Source organism: Nocardioides alcanivorans (assembly GCF_021555175.1).
GTDB lineage: Bacteria > Actinomycetota > Actinomycetes > Propionibacteriales > Nocardioidaceae > Nocardioides > Nocardioides alcanivorans.
In genome coordinates this window covers 86,893-101,253 of sequence record NZ_JAKGRW010000040.1, presented here as the reverse complement: position 1 = coordinate 101,253, position 14,361 = coordinate 86,893, and the positions used below count along the sequence as shown (strand labels likewise).

Below are 14,361 nucleotides of genomic sequence, written 5' to 3'. Positions count from 1 at the left end.
GACTTGTGGTCGCAAACTGCTACGTCGTTTTCGCGCCGCTTCACACGGTGTGATCTCCGTTCTGGGGTGAAAATCGGCGAGCGCTGTCAGATCGGCGGTGTCGACACCTGCCCCGGCACCGTGACCGAGCAGCAGGACGCCGCGCGCGCTCGCTCGCCCGGTGCGTGATCACACGTGCAGGTCCACCAGGGGTGTCGACGTACTGCTCCATCAGGACTCCGGGGAAGGGGTTCGACGAGCTCGGGCCCGTTGTTGCGCACGTTGCTGACCAGGGTCGAGACCGGGTAGGCCTCCAGGCGTCCGGGCGCCGCCGGCTCGAGCAGGCCGAGCAGGACATCGGTGGCGCGCAGCTCCGGGTCGAGCCATTGCCCCGACCGCTCTCGCGGGACCATCAAGGGCATCCGGTCATGGATGTGACCGAGGTCGTCCTCCGCGTCGGTGGTGATGACGGTGCAGGTCCACAGCCAGGATCCCGGCTCCCCATCGGCCACCGCCGGATCGCGCCAGAACTCGTAGAGCCCTGCCATCGCCAGCACGCCCCGTCCCTGGGACGGATGAAGAAGGTTGCTTGCGGGCTTGCCCCCGGCGTCCTTCGCGTCGCTCGGGTACCACTCGAAGTAGCCGTCGGCGGGCAGCAGGCAGCGTCGGGCTGCGAAGGCACGCTTGTAGGCCGGCTTCTCGGCGACGGTCTCCATGCGCGCATTGATCATGCGATTGCCGATGCCGGGATCCTTCGCCCACGACGGCACCAGTCCCCACCTGAGCGCACGCAACTGTCGCTGCTGCGCTCGCTCCGCCTTGGCGGGGCGTTCGAGAACCGCGTAGACCTCCTTGGTGGGAGCCACGTTGAAGTCGGGCGCCAAGGGCTCGGGCAGGTGACTCTCCTCGACCTCGAACTCCTCGACGAGGTCCTCGGGCCTTCGCGAAGACGCATATCTGCCGCACACGTGGCCAGTGTGGAAACTTCTCGTCCAGAAATTTCTCCAGATTCCGCGTCATGGCCCGGAGGCACGCCCGTTTCATCCGTGAGCCCATGTGGGGGCATGAGAAACCGGGAGGGTAGCTGTGGGCCTGTTTGCCACTCGATCGCGAACAGCGCCCACAGCTACCACCATCCAGCCGCCGCTGCCCGAACGGATAGAGCGGCAACTCGCACCGTGGTTCGTCGCGGTGGGCGAGGGGTGGGTCACCGGTGCCGACAACGCAGCTGCCTGCGAGATCGCGGGGCGCCAGTTGGCCGAGTCGGGAACGAGCCTCGACGAGGCTCTGGAGGGACTGCGCGCGGCGAGTCGGCTGGTCCTGGGAGGGGACCCGCCGTTCGCCGACGTGCAGGCATTGTGTCGCGCCTGGAGCGAGGCGACGTTGAGTTATCTCCACCAGATCTCCTGCGAGGACCCGATGACGGGCCTGGCGACCACCACGCACCTGCGCACCGTCCTGGCCGAGATCTACAGGGGCCACGGCGGTATCTCCGACGCCCATGCGCTGGTGATCAGCGAGATCGACGCCCGCTCCGGGCTCGGCACGACCATGGACCAGGCACTGGGACTGACCCGCATCGGAGAGGCCCACCGCACCGTCTTCCCGCTGTGCGCCGTCGGCCGGATCGGCACCCACCGCGTGGCCGGCCTGATCCCCCGTGACGACATGCTGGGTCGCCGCGTGCGGCTGCTCAAGCAGCTGGCCGACGACGCGGGCCGGATCTGGATCGAGGGCCTTCCCGCCAGCGAACGGTCCGCCGTCCTGCTGATCGATGAGTTGAGCCGGTCCTGAGCGGGCCGCCTCGCTAGAGTCGACACCGTCATCTTTCTGCCAAAGGGTCGTTGAGCCACCGTGAGCCAGTCCACTGCCGACCTCGATGCGGTCGGCGACGCCGAGTTGATCGCCGCCGTGCGCGGTGGCGATCTGTCGGCCTACGGCACTCTCTTCGAGAGACACGTCGCCGCTGCCCGACGCCTGGCCCGCCAGCTCACGAATGCGACGGACGCCGATGACCTGGTCTCCGACGCCTTCAGCAAGGTGCTCAAGGTGCTGCAGAGTGGTGGCGGGCCGGATCTGGCCTTCCGCGCCTACCTGCTGACCTCCGTGCGCCGCCTGCACATCGACAAGATCCGGGCCGGTGCGCGCGTGCAGACCACGGACGACCTCGAGCCGTTCGATCCCGGGGTGCCCTTCCAGGACACCGCCGTCGCGGGCTTCGAGAACGAGGCCGCTGCCGCGGCCTTCGCCTCCCTGCCCGAGCGCTGGCAGATGGTGCTGTGGCACACCGAGGTGGAAGGGCAGAAGCCGGCGGAGGTCGCCGAGCTGCTGGGAATGTCGGCCAACTCCGTCTCGGCGCTGGCCTATCGGGCCCGCGAAGGCCTGCGGCAGGCCTTCCTCAACTCGCATGCCGCGACTGCCGACGACGAGGCCTGCCGCTGGGCCCACGACCACCTCGGCGGCTACGTCCGCAAGGGCCTGTCGCGACGTGATGCCAACAAGGTGGAGAAGCACCTCGACGAGTGCCGTCGCTGCATGGCGATCTACCTGGAGCTCACCGAGGTCAACTCCGGACTCGGCGCGCTGCTGGCACCGGTGCTGTTGGGCGCTGCTGGTGCCGCCTACCTGGCGGGCACGTCGAGCATGGCGCTCAAGGGCGGCCTGCTCCTCTTCTTCGAGCGCGGTCGTGACCTGATCGCCGCCAACACCCAGGCTGCGGCCGTCGCGGGCGTGGCTGCCGTCACGATCGCGGCTGGCATCACCTACACCGTTGCCACGTCAGGAGACCCGGAACCGCGCCCGGGGAACGTCGCCGAGGCACGGCCGACCACGGCGCCGACGCCCCAGTCGGCGCCGACGTCAGAGGCCGACCCCGCCCAACAGCCCTCGGACCGGGCCTCCGAGCCTGGCACCGCACCGGTGGCCACCCCCGCAGATCCGGCCCCCAGCACGCAGGACGCACCGACACAGAACCTGCCCACGCAGGCCCCGCCGCCGCCTGAACCGACCTCGACTCCCCCCACCGACCAGCCGAGCGAACCGACGGAGACCGAGGGACCCGATGCCGGGTCACCCGAGGAACCCACTCCCACGGACGAGCCGACCGACGAGCCGACCGAACCGACGGAGCCGACCGAACCGACGTACGACCTGGTGCTCACGGCCACGACCAGCTCGGACGTCCTGCGCACCTCGGTGACCTTCACCGCCAGCGGTTTCGCCCCCGGCGGCACGGCGACCCTCGCGCTCGACTGGGAGGGGTTGGTGATCGGCACCGTCCCGGGAGGCTGCCAGCGCACCGGACTGACGTCGGCCAGCTGCAGGCTCGACGCCGCGAACCCGTCGGCCACCGGCAGCCTGGTCAACCTCGCCATCGGCCGGTTCACGGCCACGTTGACACCGGTCGGCTTCGAGGACTCCGACGGGAGCAACAACTCCTGGTCGTGGCCGTGACGCGATCTCATAGGGTGGCGGGGTGACCATCCCGGATCCTTGGCCTGCCCCGCGTGCCCTCTCCCCTGTCGACCTCACCGTTTCACTGCCGGGCTCCAAGTCCCTGACCAACCGTGCCCTGATCCTGGCTGCGCTGGCTGACGCGCCGTCGGTCGTACGTCGAGCCCTGAGATCGCGCGACACCGTGCTGATGGCCGCGGCGCTCACCGCTCTGGGCGCAGCGGTCGACACCAGCGGGAGCGATTGGCGTGTCACCCCCGGTCCGTGGCGCGCCGATGCGGAGGTCGACTGTGGCTTGGCAGGCACGGTGATGCGCTTCGTGCCGCCGGTCGCGGCGCTCGCCGACGGTCCGGTCGCCTTCGACGGCGACCCGCACATGCGCAACCGACCCGTCGGCGTCATGCTCGACGCCCTGAGGGGCCTCGGCGTGAGGATGGACGACACCGACCGGCTGCCGTTCACGCTGCACGGCACCGGATCCGTGCGCGGGGGTCGTGTCGTCATCGACGCGTCGGCCTCGAGCCAGTTCGTCTCCGCCCTGTTGTTGGCCGGGGCCCGCTACGAGGAGGGCGTCGACGTCGTCCACGACGGCCCACCGGTGCCGTCGCTGCCCCACATCGACATGACCGTGGCGATGCTGCGCCAGCACGGTGTCCAGGTCGACGCCTCCGTGCCCGATCGGTGGACCGTTGCTCCCGGCCCGGTCAAGGCCGTCGACCACCTGATCGAGCCCGACCTCTCCAACGCCGGGCCGTTCCTCGGCCTGGCGGCGGCCACCGGCGGGCGGATCACCGTGCGCGACTGGCCCGCCGAGACCACCCAGGCGGGAGCGGCCCTACGCGACATCCTCTCCTCGATGGGCTGCGAGGTGTCCCTGTGCGAGGAGGGGTTGACCGTCACCGGCCCCGACCGCCTCGTCGGCGTGGACCTCGACCTTCATGACGTCGGCGAGCTCGCTCCCGTGGTGGCCGCGCTGTGCGCGCTGGCCGACGGCCCCTCCCACCTGCGCGGGATCGCCCACATCCGCGGTCACGAGACCGACCGGCTCGCCGCACTGGCGACCGAGCTCGGCGCCCTGGGTGCCGACGTCACCGAGCACGAGGACGGACTCTCCTTCCGGCCCGCTCCCCTGCACGGCGGCCTCTTCCACACCTACTCCGATCACCGCATGGCCCACGCGGCCGTGGTGCTCGGTGCGGTCGTCGACCAGGTCGAGGTGGAGAACGTGACCACCACCGGCAAGACGTTCCCCGACTTCCCCGGGACCTGGTCGGGCCTGTTCACCGGCGCCGAGGGCTGAGCATGGGCGGACGGCGCTACACCGAGCACGACCAGGAGCACTACGAGCGGCCGCGACGGCACACCCGTCCCCGGACGAAGGACCGGCCCTCCCACGACGACGCCGTCGAGGCACTCGTGGTCACGGTCGACCGCGGCCGCTACACCCTCCTGCTCGACGAGCGCACCGTGACCGCGATGAAGTCGCGCAACCTCGGCCGCAAGGGCGTGGTGGTCGGTGACCGGGTCCGCGTGGTGGGTGACGTCTCGGGCGCCGAGGGCAGCCTGGCCCGCATCGTGGAGGTCAACGAACGCACCACGACGCTGCGCCGCACCGCGGACGACGACGACCCGGTCGAACGCGTCATCGTGGCCAACGCGACCCAACTCGTCGTGGTGACCGCCCTGGCCGACCCGGAGCCCCGGCCGCGCCTGATCGACCGGGCCCTCGTGGCGGCGTACGTATCCGGCATGCGGCCGTTGCTCTGCCTCACCAAGTCGGACCTCAAGTCACCCGACGAGCTGTTGAGCACCTATCGCTCCTTGGGCGTGCCGTACGTCGTCACGCAACGCGGCGGCGACCTGTCGGACCTCCGCACACAGCTCTCGGGTCAGATCAGCGTCTTCCTCGGGCACAGCGGCGTCGGCAAGTCGACGCTGGTCAACGCGCTCGTGCCCGACGCCAACCGCGCGGTCGGCCACGTCAACGAGGTGACCGGTCGCGGTCGACACACGTCCACCTCTGCCCTGCTCCTCCCCTGCCCGGCGGCGACGGATGGATCGTCGACACCCCGGGCATCCGCTCGTTCGGGCTCGCCCACGTGAAGCCGGAGAACCTCATCGAGGCGTTCCCCGACCTCGACGAGTTGACCGAGGACTGCCCACGCGGCTGCTCACACGGCGCCGGGGAGTCGGAGTGCGGGCTCGACGAGGCGCTGGCCGAGGGGGTCGCGGACCCGGAGCGGGTCGAGTCGTTCCGACGTCTGCTGGCGGCCCGGGAGTCCAGCTCCTACTGACAGGTGGGGCGACAGGTGGGGCGCCGGTGGGATCAGCCGTGGACGAGACGGGCGCCGGCCTCGCCGGTGGCCACCGTCATGGTGATCATGCAGACCACGAGGATCAGCAGCATCACCGTCGTCGACCACTCGACCAGGGGTGCGTGCTTGGGTCGCGCTCCCCTGCCCGAGGCAAGAGGCGAAGGGCCGCCGAGCGCCCACGCGGCCAGCAGCGCCACCGCGAGGAAGACGATGCAGACCCACAGGAGCACGTCGGCATGCTCCGCGTGGTCCTGGAAGTGGAGCTGGCTGGCACCGGCCTCGACCAGCTCGTCGCGGTAGTTGCGACCGGAGAACCAGGAGTAGACGACCGATGCGGTGGCGATCACCGCGGTGCCGACCATCGGCCACCGGGTGGACCAGCGCCAGCGGGGCACCAGCACGTAGACCGCACCGAAGATCGCCGCCAGCGGCACGAAGACGACCGCCAGGTGGACGATCAGGGGTGCATCGGCAGGCCGTTGATCTCCATGGGAGGAAAGACTAGTGGGTGGCGCCGGGCGGTCGGCGATGGCCGCCGGTGGTCCGTGCCGAGCGACGCCGAGACGGTCGCCGATAACCTGTGCCCATGTCCGACTACACCGACGACCTCCGGCTGGCCCACGTGCTCGCCGATGACGCCGACTCGATCACCCAGGCTCGCTTCAAGGCGCTCGACCTGCACGTGATGACGAAGCCGGACCTCACGCCGGTGTCGGACGCCGACGAGTCGGTGGAGGAGTCGATCCGTCGCACCCTCTCCCGGGTGCGCTCACGCGACGCCATCGTCGGCGAGGAGCAGGGGGCGACCGGGCACAGCCAGCGCCGCTGGATCGTCGACCCGATCGACGGAACGAAGAACTTCGTGCGCGGCGTCCCGGTGTGGGCCACCCTGATCGCCCTCGCGGTCGATGACGAGGTCGTGCTCAGCGTGGTCTCCGCTCCGCAGCTGCAGCGTCGCTGGTGGGCCTCCAGGGGCAACGGCGCCTGGACGGGACGCTCCTTGCTGAAGGCCACGCAGTGCCACACCTCCGACGTCCGCCACCTGGAGGACGCCTCCTTGTCCTACTCCTCGCTCTCCGGCTGGGAGGAGCGCGGGCAGCTCGATGCATTCATCGCCCTCACCCGTCGATGCTGGCGCACGCGCGCCTACGGCGACTTCTGGAGCTACATGATGCTGGCGGAGGGCGCCGTCGACCTCGCCGCCGAACCCGAGCTGGCGCTGCACGACATGGCCGCGCTCGACATCATCGTGCGTGAGGCCGGAGGTCGCTTCACCTCCCTGGACGGGCACGACGGCCCCTGGGGGGACAACGCCATCGCGTCCAACGGCCACCTGCACGAGGCGGCCCTGGCCTTCCTCGGCTCGGTCGACGACGCCACTGATCCCGATGACCCGCGCTCCGGAGCCCAGGTCCATGACCTGCACGCGCGGCGGCGTACACCGGCCGACGAGCCGCCGCTCGGCTGAGGCACGGCTCTGGTCAACCCCGCACCGGGACGCTAGCGTGACCGCCATCACACCGGTTCCGTTGCAGGAGGTCCGATGCGCATCAACGACGTGCTCCGAGGCAAGACCCGCCAGGACGTGGTCACGATCCGACCAGAGGCGAGCGTGCGAGATCTCGTCGCCCTGCTCGCCGAGCACAACGTCGGCGCGGTGATCGTCTCCGCCGACGGCACCGGCCTCGACGGCATCGTGTCCGAGCGTGACGTGGTGCGGCGCCTCACCGAGGGAGCCGCGGCCCTCGACGGCATCGTCGGCGAGCTGATGTCGACCGGGGTGCGCACCTGCGAGGGCACCGAGGCGGTGACGGACCTGATGCAGCTGATGACCGAGCACCGGATCCGACACGTGCCGGTGCTCACCGACGGCGCACTGACCGGGATCGTCAGCATCGGCGACGTGGTGAAGCACCGCATCGACGAGTTGGAGTTCGAGCGCGACCAGCTGGACCAGTACCTCCACCAGAGCTGAGGCGCCGTGGCCCTCGGGCTCGTCCGGCCCGTCGGGAGCAACACGTAGGCTGGGCGCATGGCTCAGAAACCAGAGATCGAAGACTTCGACCCCACTCCCCCGACCGACCTGGTCATCAAGGACATCACCGTCGGTGACGGCGACGAGGCCAAGGCCGGCTCCACCGTGTCGGTGCACTACGTCGGCGTTGCCCACTCCACCGGCGAGGAGTTCGACGCGTCCTACAACCGCGGCGCTCCGCTCGACTTCCGCCTCGGCATCGGCCAGGTCATCTCCGGGTGGGACACCGGCGTGCAGGGCATGAAGGTCGGTGGGCGTCGCCAGCTCGTCATCCCACCGCACCTGGGCTACGGCGACCACGGTGCCGGGGGCGTGATCAAGGGTGGCGAGACCCTGATCTTCGTCGTCGACCTGCTGAAGGTCAGCTGAGCCTCACCCGCTCACCAGGGAGGTCGTCGGTGCCGGCGGCCTCCCCGGTCACGACCTTGGCAACAAGACCGCCGAGGACCACCTCGTCACCGTCCAGCAGCTGCCGCCCCCGGCGGGTCTCCACCTCGCCGCCGACCTGCACCAGACCCTCGGCGATCACCGCCTTCGCCTGGGCACCGTCCTCGACGAGGTTGGCGAGCTTGAGAAACTGACCGAGCCGGATCGACTCGTCCTTGATCGGGACGTCCATGCGCCCATTGTGCGGGATCCCTCAGCACCCTGCCTCGTCGACGTGTGATCGTCGCCGGGTGAACAAACTGATCTTCGCCCTCCTGGCCCCCGCCGAGTCCTCCGCCGCCGCGATCGACACCGCACTCTCCCCCGCGCTGCGCGAGCGGGTCGCCGCGGCCGGCGCATCGCGGATCCAGGTCAACGTCGTCGACGCAGCCTTCGCCGCTGCTCACAACATCCAGACCCTTGCCGAGCCGATCATCGGCACCGTCGGCGTCTGGTACGACACCGAGCGCAGCGCGGTCGCGGACGCCGTGGTCTCCGTGCTCACCGACGCCGGGATCACGCACCACGCTTGGGAGATCGACGAGCGCGAGCCGCTTCCCGGCCCCGAGGTGGCGGACGGCGAGCGGGTCTCCGCGTTGGCCAACATCGCGTTCCTGCGCAAGCCCGTGGACCTTCCCTACGAGGAGTGGCGCTCGATCTGGCAGGACAGCCACACCCAGATCGCGATCGACACGCAGGACACGTTCGGCTACGTGCAGAACCGGGTCACCGAGGCGATCACCCCCAGCGCTCCGCCCGTCGTCGCCATCGTGGAGGAGCTCTTCCACGAGGCCGCCGCCGGTGACTGGCACGTGTTCTACGGCTCCGACGGCGACAACGCCGAGCTCAAGCGCCGCATGGGGCTGATGAGGGAGAGCTGCGATCGCTTCGGCGCCAACCGGGGCCTCGATCTCGTCTCCACCGCACGGCGCAGCTGGACACTCGGTTGACCGGTCGCTGACCTGACGGTGACGAGTCGAGTGTCGGCCCAGCTCACACTCAGAGGAAGTGGGAGGCGGCGTGGATGAGCACGCCGACGAGTCCACCGACGACGGTGCCGTTGATGCGGATGAACTGCAGGTCGCGCCCGACGTGGAGCTCGATCCGTTCCGCCGCCTCCTTGCCGTCCCAACGTTCGATGGTCTGGGTGATCACCGAGGTGACCTCCTGGCCGTAGCGTTCGACCACGAAGACGGTCGCGTCGCTGAGCACCCGGTCGAAGCGCTGCTGCATGGCGGTGTCGTCACGCATCTGCGTCCCGAGGCGGACGAGTTCGTCGCGGACCCGAGTGGCGAGGGCGCCTTCGGGGTCGGCGAGGGCATCGCGCAGCACGTTGCGCAGCCCCTTCCACAGGCTGACCCCGGTGGCCACCATCTGCGGGTGCTCGAGCAGGCGCAGCTTGAGGTTCTCGGCCCGCTGCGCCGTGGTCTCGTCGTGCAGCAGGTCGTCCCCGAGACGGGCCAGCAGCGAGTCAAGGGCGGCGCGGGCCCGGTGCTGCGGGTCGTCGCGGATGTCGACGAGCCAGCGCACCGCCTCGGAGTGCAGCCGCGACGTCACGGCGTCGTTGAGCTTGGGCGGCGCCCACCAGGGCGCGCGCTCGGCGAGGATGTCGGTGAAGGTCTCGTGGTTGACGACGAGCCAGTCGTGGAGCTCGGAGACCGCGAGATCCACCAGGCCGTGGTGGAGGTCGTCACGGACCGCCTCGACGACGAACGTGCCGAGGACCGGGGCGATCGGTTCCTCGCGGAAGCGGGGCACCAGCACCTGCTCGACGAGTTCGACGACGTGGCGGTCCTCGATCTTCGACAACGCCGTACGCGCCAGCACCGATCCCTCGGCGACCACCCGAGCTGAGTGCGCCGGGTGGGCGAGCCAGGCCCCGAACCGGCGGGTCGGCTCGGCACTCTGCACTCGCTCGGTGATGATGCCGGGCTGCAGGAAGTTCTCGCCGACGAACTCCTCGAGCCCCCGACCGAGGTCGTCCTTGCGACGTGGGATCAGCGCCGTGTGCGGGACCGGCAGCCCCAGCGGGTGGCGGAAGAGCGCCGTCACCGCGAACCAGTCGGCGATGGCGCCGACCATGCTGGCCTCCGCGCCCGCGTTGACGTAGCCGAGGAACCCGGTGCTGTCGCGCGTCAGGACATACACGACTGCTGCCAGGACGAGCAGTCCGAGAGCGACGCTGCGCATCCGTCGCAGCGAACGGCGACGCTCTGCGTCGGCCTCGGGGGCAGGAGTCACCAGCGGGAGAGTCATCGCCGCGATTGTGTCAGGGTCGGTGCAATCCGCGTACGATTCCGCGCATGTCGCGCACCGTCATCACCTTCGGCACCTTCGACGTGTTCCACGTCGGACACCTCCGCGTGATCGAGCGCGCAGCCGAGCTCGGGGACCGGCTGGTCGTCGGCGTCTCCGCTGACGCGCTGAACGAGCGCAAGAAGGGCCGGGTGCCGGTCTTCAGCCAGGCCGAGCGGTTGGCCATCGTCGCCGCGCTCAAGCCCGTGGACGAGGTCTTCGTGGAGGAGAGCCTCGAGCTGAAGCGCGACTACATCAAGAAGTTCGCAGCCGATGTGCTCGTGATGGGCGACGACTGGGCCGGGCGTTTCGACGAGTTCAACGACATCTGCGAGGTCGTCTACCTGCCGCGTACGCCGGCGATCTCCACGACCGCGCTCATCGAGAAGATCTCAGGCACCGTCTGAGTTCTGCGCATCGCCACGTAGGCTGACGACCATGCGTCTGCTCGGGATCTCGGCCCTGCAGGGTGCTCCACGGAGGACCGCCCTGTCATTGGCCATCGCCGGAATCGTGCTCGCCCCACTCCAAGGGGCCGGAGCTGCCCCTGCCACGGGGCCTGACGACTCTCCGCTCGACCCTGCAGCCGAGGCGGCCGTCGAGGTGCTCGACGAGGTCGTCGAGACGATCGAGGAGGCCACTGACACAGCCTCACCGCAGACGTTCGGCCCCCAGGCCGACGAGCCCGGTGAGGCCCCCGACCTGACCACTCAGCTCGCCTCGCTCACCGAGGTCTACGACGACCTCCCGGTCGCGGAGCGCTCGCGGGCGGCGCGACTGCTGGCGCGCCCCACCGACAGCGGCAGCGGCGGGCTGCTGGTCTATCCCTCCGGCGCGACGGTCAAGCAGGACTGCAACACCCGGATCTGCGTGCACTGGGTGGAGGGCAACAAGGCCGGCAAGCACAAGTCAACGGCCGCGTGGGCCCGGACGGTGCGCAACCAGGTCGACAGCGTCTGGCAGACCGAAGTGACCTCGATGGGATACAAGAGCCCGCAGTCCGATGGCAACAAGGGCAACCCGTCCGGCACCACCGGCTATCGCCTCGACGTCTACCTCGGCGAGATCAGCAACAACGGCTACTACGGCTACGCGACGCAGGAGGCAGGTGCCTCGGGGCCCTACCTGGTGCTCGACAACGACTACTCCAACGTGCCCGGGCCCTCGCTCAACTCGCTCAAGGTGACCGCTGCCCACGAGTTCTTCCACGCCGTGCAGTTCGGCTACAACCTGCGCGCCGACGCCTGGCTCATGGAGACGACGGCGACGTGGATGGAGGAGCGGGTCCACGACGACATCAACGACAACCGCCAATACCTCGCCTACAGCGCGCTGCGGAGGCCCGGCGTACCGCTGGACAAGGGATTCCCGTACTTCTACGGAAACTGGATCTTCTTCGAGCATCTCTCCCAGACCCACGGTGACGTGATCGTCCGCGACATCTGGCAGCGCGTGGGCAACGGCAAGAAGGCAACGACGGCGATCAACAAGGCGCTGAAGAAGCGCGGCACCAACTTGAAGAAGACCTTCACCCGGTTCGCTGCCGACAACGCTGCGCCGGGCATGGCCTACTCCGAGGGGTCCGCCTACCCCAAGGCGAAGCCGGCCAAGAAGGCCAAGCTGGGCAAGAAGAAGCGCACGACCGCATGGCAGACGTCGACCGTCAAGCACCTCTCGTCGACGACCGTGCGCTACGTCCCGCAGGGCGACCTGGGCAAGAAGTGGAAGCTGCGGGTGCAGGTCAAGGGCCCCCAGCGGGTCCGCGGCATGATGCTGGTCAAGCGCGCCGGTGGCAAGTGGGCCCGGAAGCAAGTGGTGATCAAGAAGGGGACGGGCGGCAAAGCCGTCGCCTTCAACACGAACAAGGTGAAGTGGGTGTCGTTCACCGTCGCCAACACCTCGGTGAAGGCCAAGCACAACAAGACGAAGGTCCAGGTCCGCGGCGTGCTCAAGAAGAAGTAGCCGACCGGCACCTGCCCACTGACGGCCCGCGAGGCTGGCCGGATCGATCAGCAGCGCTGACCCCGAGGTGACCTCTAGGGTGAGCGCCGTGACCCCCGCCGTGATCGCACTGCTGACGCTCAGCATCGTGCTCCTCGCTGCCACGCTCGCGTCAGTGACCCGGCTCCACCGGACCCGGAGCCTGTTGGCACAGAGCCAGGAGCGCGTCCGCGACCTCGAAGCGCAACTCCCCCAAGGACCGCGCAGCCTCTCCCACCGGGCCGCGGATCTGGCCCTCAAGGCGGTCGTCTCCACCGCGCGCGGTGTGCGTGAGCACGGGGTCGGCGGGTTCCTGGCCGCCTCCATCGAGGACGTCACCGGCTGGTCGGTCGCCGACCGGCTCCGCATCAACAAGCTCGCCGGTCCCGACGGGACGGTCACGGTGCTCTTCTCCGACATCGAGGGCTCCACCGCGTTGAACGAGCAGCTCGGCGACGACGACTGGATGGCGCTGCTCGGCGAGCACGACGCCGTCGTGCGTGCGGAGGTACGACGCCACCGCGGTCACGTGGTGAAGCACCAGGGCGACGGGTTCATGATCGTCTTCGGCTCCTCCCAACGCGCTGCCCAGGCAGCCACCGGGATCCAGGCGAACCTCGCGGATGCCCAGTCCCCCGCCCTCGTCGTCACCCCGATCCGAGTACGCATGGGCATCCACCGCGGCCCCACCATCGCCAAGGACGGCGACTACTTCGGCCGCAACGTGGCGCTGGCTGCCCGGATCGCCGCAGCGGCCGCAGGAGGTGAGGTGCTGGTGAGTGACGACGTACGGGCCCTGCTCGGCGAGGACTGGAGCTGCGTCGATCCACGCGACCTCGACCTCAAGGGCTTCCCCGGCAGCCATCGGGCCTGGCTACTCCACTCTTGCATCGCGCCACGATCTATGTAACATTCTCAATGTCACATAGCCGATGGCGCATCCGTTGCCGCGGCCCGAAGGCGGGAGTGAGAGATGAGCACGGTCCACAAGCCCGAGGCCCCCGAGTCGCACGACGTTGCATCGCGACTGCTGGCCTCCGCCGAGCAGCTCTCGTGCGACCCGGTCACCGCGGTCGACTGGGAGACGCCGCTCGATCGCTCGATGCACGGCACCTCCCCGGAGTGGTCGACCCTCTACGGCACGGCCTACTGGGACGAGATGACCGAGGAGCAGCGCACTGCGCTGACCCGCCAGGAGGCCGCGTCGGTCGCCAGCACGGGCATCTGGTTCGAGATGATCCTGCAGCAGATGATGCTGCGCGACTTCTATGCCAAGGACCCCACCGACCCGGAGTTCCAGTGGGCGCTCACCGAGATCGCCGACGAGTGCCGCCACTCGATCATGTTCGCCCGCGGCGCCGCAAAGCTCGAGGCGCCGGCCTATCGCCCACACCGGGTGGTGATCGAGCTCGGTCGCGCCTTCAAGACCCTCGCCTTCGGTGAGACCGCCTACGCCGCGATCCTCGTTGCCGAGGAGGTCCTCGACGTGATGCAGCGCGACTGGATGCGCGACGAGCGAGTGGTGCCCTTCGTGCGCACCATCAACAACATCCACGTGATCGAGGAGTCGCGCCACATGGCCTTCGCACGCGAGGAGACGCGGGATCGGCTGCGCAAGGCCGGCCCGATCCGCCGCCACCTCAGCGCCGTGGTCGTGGCCGTTGCGGCCCACGCCATCGTGAGGAGCATGTGGAACCCGGCGGTCTACGAGAACGCCGGACTCGACCACCGTCGTGCGCGGCGCGAGGCGCGGGCCAACAAGCACTTCACCTCGATGCTCCGCTCCAGCTGCGCCGGCCTCATGGAGTTCCTCGACTCCTGCGGCATGCTCACCCGGCCCGCGGCGCGCATCTACCGCTACGCCGGCCTCCTCTGAGC

The 14,361-nt window shown here is 69.5% G+C and carries 15 protein-coding genes and 1 pseudogene; 12 read left to right on the top strand and 4 right to left on the bottom strand.

The features are described from left to right. Positions 1–86: 86 nt before the first annotated feature. On the bottom strand, positions 87–947 hold the full coding sequence (locus L1066_RS18185; RefSeq protein ID WP_235737629.1) for an SOS response-associated peptidase: 861 nt from the start codon (positions 945–947) through the stop codon (positions 87–89). Positions 948–1,170: 223 nt separating this feature from the next. Here L1066_RS18185 and L1066_RS18180 point away from each other — a divergent pair, with 223 nt between their 5' ends. The 4 genes and pseudogenes from L1066_RS18180 (at position 1,171) to rsgA (ending at position 5,726) form a co-directional block, all read left to right on the top strand. Then, positions 1,171–1,773: a hypothetical protein gene (locus L1066_RS18180; protein WP_235737628.1), complete on the top strand. Its 603-nt coding sequence runs from the start codon at positions 1,171–1,173 to the stop codon at positions 1,771–1,773. A 60-nt stretch (positions 1,774–1,833) separates the two neighbouring features. After that, a complete protein-coding gene (locus L1066_RS18175; RefSeq protein WP_235737627.1) occupies positions 1,834–3,432 on the top strand; it encodes a sigma-70 family RNA polymerase sigma factor in 1,599 nt (532 codons plus the stop codon). Between the two features lie 22 nt (positions 3,433–3,454). Next, positions 3,455–4,732 carry a 3-phosphoshikimate 1-carboxyvinyltransferase gene (gene aroA / locus L1066_RS18170; protein ID WP_235737626.1) on the top strand — a complete coding sequence of 426 codons (1,278 nt, stop codon included), beginning with the start codon at positions 3,455–3,457 and terminating at the stop codon, positions 4,730–4,732. Between the two features lie 2 nt (positions 4,733–4,734). After that, positions 4,735–5,726, top strand: a pseudogene (rsgA, locus tag L1066_RS18165) (ribosome small subunit-dependent GTPase A). Positions 5,727–5,758: 32 nt separating this feature from the next. On the opposite strand, the gene L1066_RS18160 reads toward rsgA, so the two are convergent. Beyond that, positions 5,759–6,181, bottom strand: a complete 423-nt coding sequence (locus L1066_RS18160) for a hypothetical protein (protein WP_235737625.1) — start codon at positions 6,179–6,181, stop codon at positions 5,759–5,761. A 152-nt stretch (positions 6,182–6,333) separates the two neighbouring features. Here L1066_RS18160 and L1066_RS18155 point away from each other — a divergent pair, with 152 nt between their 5' ends. The 3 genes from L1066_RS18155 (at position 6,334) to L1066_RS18145 (ending at position 8,151) form a co-directional block, all read left to right on the top strand. Beyond that, positions 6,334–7,215, top strand: a complete 882-nt coding sequence (locus L1066_RS18155; protein WP_235737624.1) for an inositol monophosphatase family protein — start codon at positions 6,334–6,336, stop codon at positions 7,213–7,215. A 75-nt stretch (positions 7,216–7,290) separates the two neighbouring features. Next, positions 7,291–7,722: a CBS domain-containing protein gene (locus L1066_RS18150; RefSeq protein ID WP_235737623.1), complete on the top strand. Its 432-nt coding sequence runs from the start codon at positions 7,291–7,293 to the stop codon at positions 7,720–7,722. 57 nt (positions 7,723–7,779) lie between these two features. After that, on the top strand, positions 7,780–8,151 hold the full coding sequence (locus L1066_RS18145) for an FKBP-type peptidyl-prolyl cis-trans isomerase (RefSeq protein WP_235737622.1): 372 nt from the start codon (positions 7,780–7,782) through the stop codon (positions 8,149–8,151). Here L1066_RS18145 and L1066_RS18140 read toward each other — a convergent pair. Further along, complete coding sequence (locus L1066_RS18140) at positions 8,144–8,401, bottom strand: RNA-binding S4 domain-containing protein (RefSeq protein WP_235737621.1); 258 nt, start codon at positions 8,399–8,401, stop codon at positions 8,144–8,146. The two genes, L1066_RS18145 and L1066_RS18140, sit on opposite strands and share 8 nt — an antisense overlap. Before the next feature lie 58 nt (positions 8,402–8,459). Between L1066_RS18140 and L1066_RS18135 the strand changes: the two genes are divergently transcribed. Next, entirely contained in the window at positions 8,460–9,158 is a 699-nt protein-coding gene (locus L1066_RS18135; RefSeq protein ID WP_235737620.1) for a hypothetical protein, read from the top strand. Between the two features lie 49 nt (positions 9,159–9,207). On the opposite strand, the gene L1066_RS18130 is transcribed toward L1066_RS18135, so the two are convergent. Beyond that, entirely contained in the window at positions 9,208–10,464 is a 1,257-nt protein-coding gene (locus tag L1066_RS18130) for a DUF445 domain-containing protein (protein ID WP_235737619.1), read from the bottom strand. 47 nt (positions 10,465–10,511) lie between these two features. On the opposite strand from L1066_RS18130, the gene L1066_RS18125 reads away from it, so the two are divergent. The 4 genes from L1066_RS18125 to L1066_RS18110 all read left to right on the top strand — a co-directional run bounded on the left by L1066_RS18125 (position 10,512) and on the right by L1066_RS18110 (position 14,359). Continuing rightward, positions 10,512–10,910, top strand: coding sequence for an FAD synthase family protein (locus L1066_RS18125; RefSeq protein ID WP_235737618.1), 399 nt, complete (start codon positions 10,512–10,514; stop codon positions 10,908–10,910). Positions 10,911–10,941: 31 nt separating this feature from the next. Continuing rightward, positions 10,942–12,465 (top strand): MXAN_6640 family putative metalloprotease, encoded by a 1,524-nt coding sequence (locus L1066_RS18120; RefSeq protein WP_235737617.1) that lies wholly within the window; start codon positions 10,942–10,944, stop codon positions 12,463–12,465. An 88-nt stretch (positions 12,466–12,553) separates the two neighbouring features. Then, the gene (locus L1066_RS27010) at positions 12,554–13,393 is read left to right on the top strand and encodes an adenylate/guanylate cyclase domain-containing protein (RefSeq protein WP_235737616.1); all 840 of its coding nucleotides are present in this window, start codon (positions 12,554–12,556) and stop codon (positions 13,391–13,393) included. Between the two features lie 63 nt (positions 13,394–13,456). Next, positions 13,457–14,359, top strand: a complete 903-nt coding sequence (locus L1066_RS18110) for an AurF N-oxygenase family protein (RefSeq protein WP_235737615.1) — start codon at positions 13,457–13,459, stop codon at positions 14,357–14,359. Positions 14,360–14,361: the final 2 nt, after the last annotated feature.

Excerpts from the sequence above, each read along its gene's own strand:
- L1066_RS18110 (WP_235737615.1), top strand. The coding sequence starts at position 13,457 with ATGAGCACGGTCCACAAGCCCGAGGCCCCCGAGTCGCACGACGTTGCA.
- L1066_RS18120 (WP_235737617.1), top strand. The coding sequence starts at position 10,942 with ATGCGTCTGCTCGGGATCTCGGCCCTGCAGGGTGCTCCACGGAGGACC.
- L1066_RS18150 (WP_235737623.1), top strand. The coding sequence starts at position 7,291 with ATGCGCATCAACGACGTGCTCCGAGGCAAGACCCGCCAGGACGTGGTC.
- L1066_RS18155 (WP_235737624.1), top strand. The coding sequence starts at position 6,334 with ATGTCCGACTACACCGACGACCTCCGGCTGGCCCACGTGCTCGCCGAT.
- L1066_RS18145 (WP_235737622.1), top strand. The coding sequence starts at position 7,780 with ATGGCTCAGAAACCAGAGATCGAAGACTTCGACCCCACTCCCCCGACC.
- L1066_RS18125 (WP_235737618.1), top strand. The coding sequence starts at position 10,512 with ATGTCGCGCACCGTCATCACCTTCGGCACCTTCGACGTGTTCCACGTC.
- L1066_RS18130 (WP_235737619.1), bottom strand. The coding sequence starts at position 10,464 with ATGACTCTCCCGCTGGTGACTCCTGCCCCCGAGGCCGACGCAGAGCGT.
- L1066_RS18140 (WP_235737621.1), bottom strand. The coding sequence starts at position 8,401 with ATGGACGTCCCGATCAAGGACGAGTCGATCCGGCTCGGTCAGTTTCTC.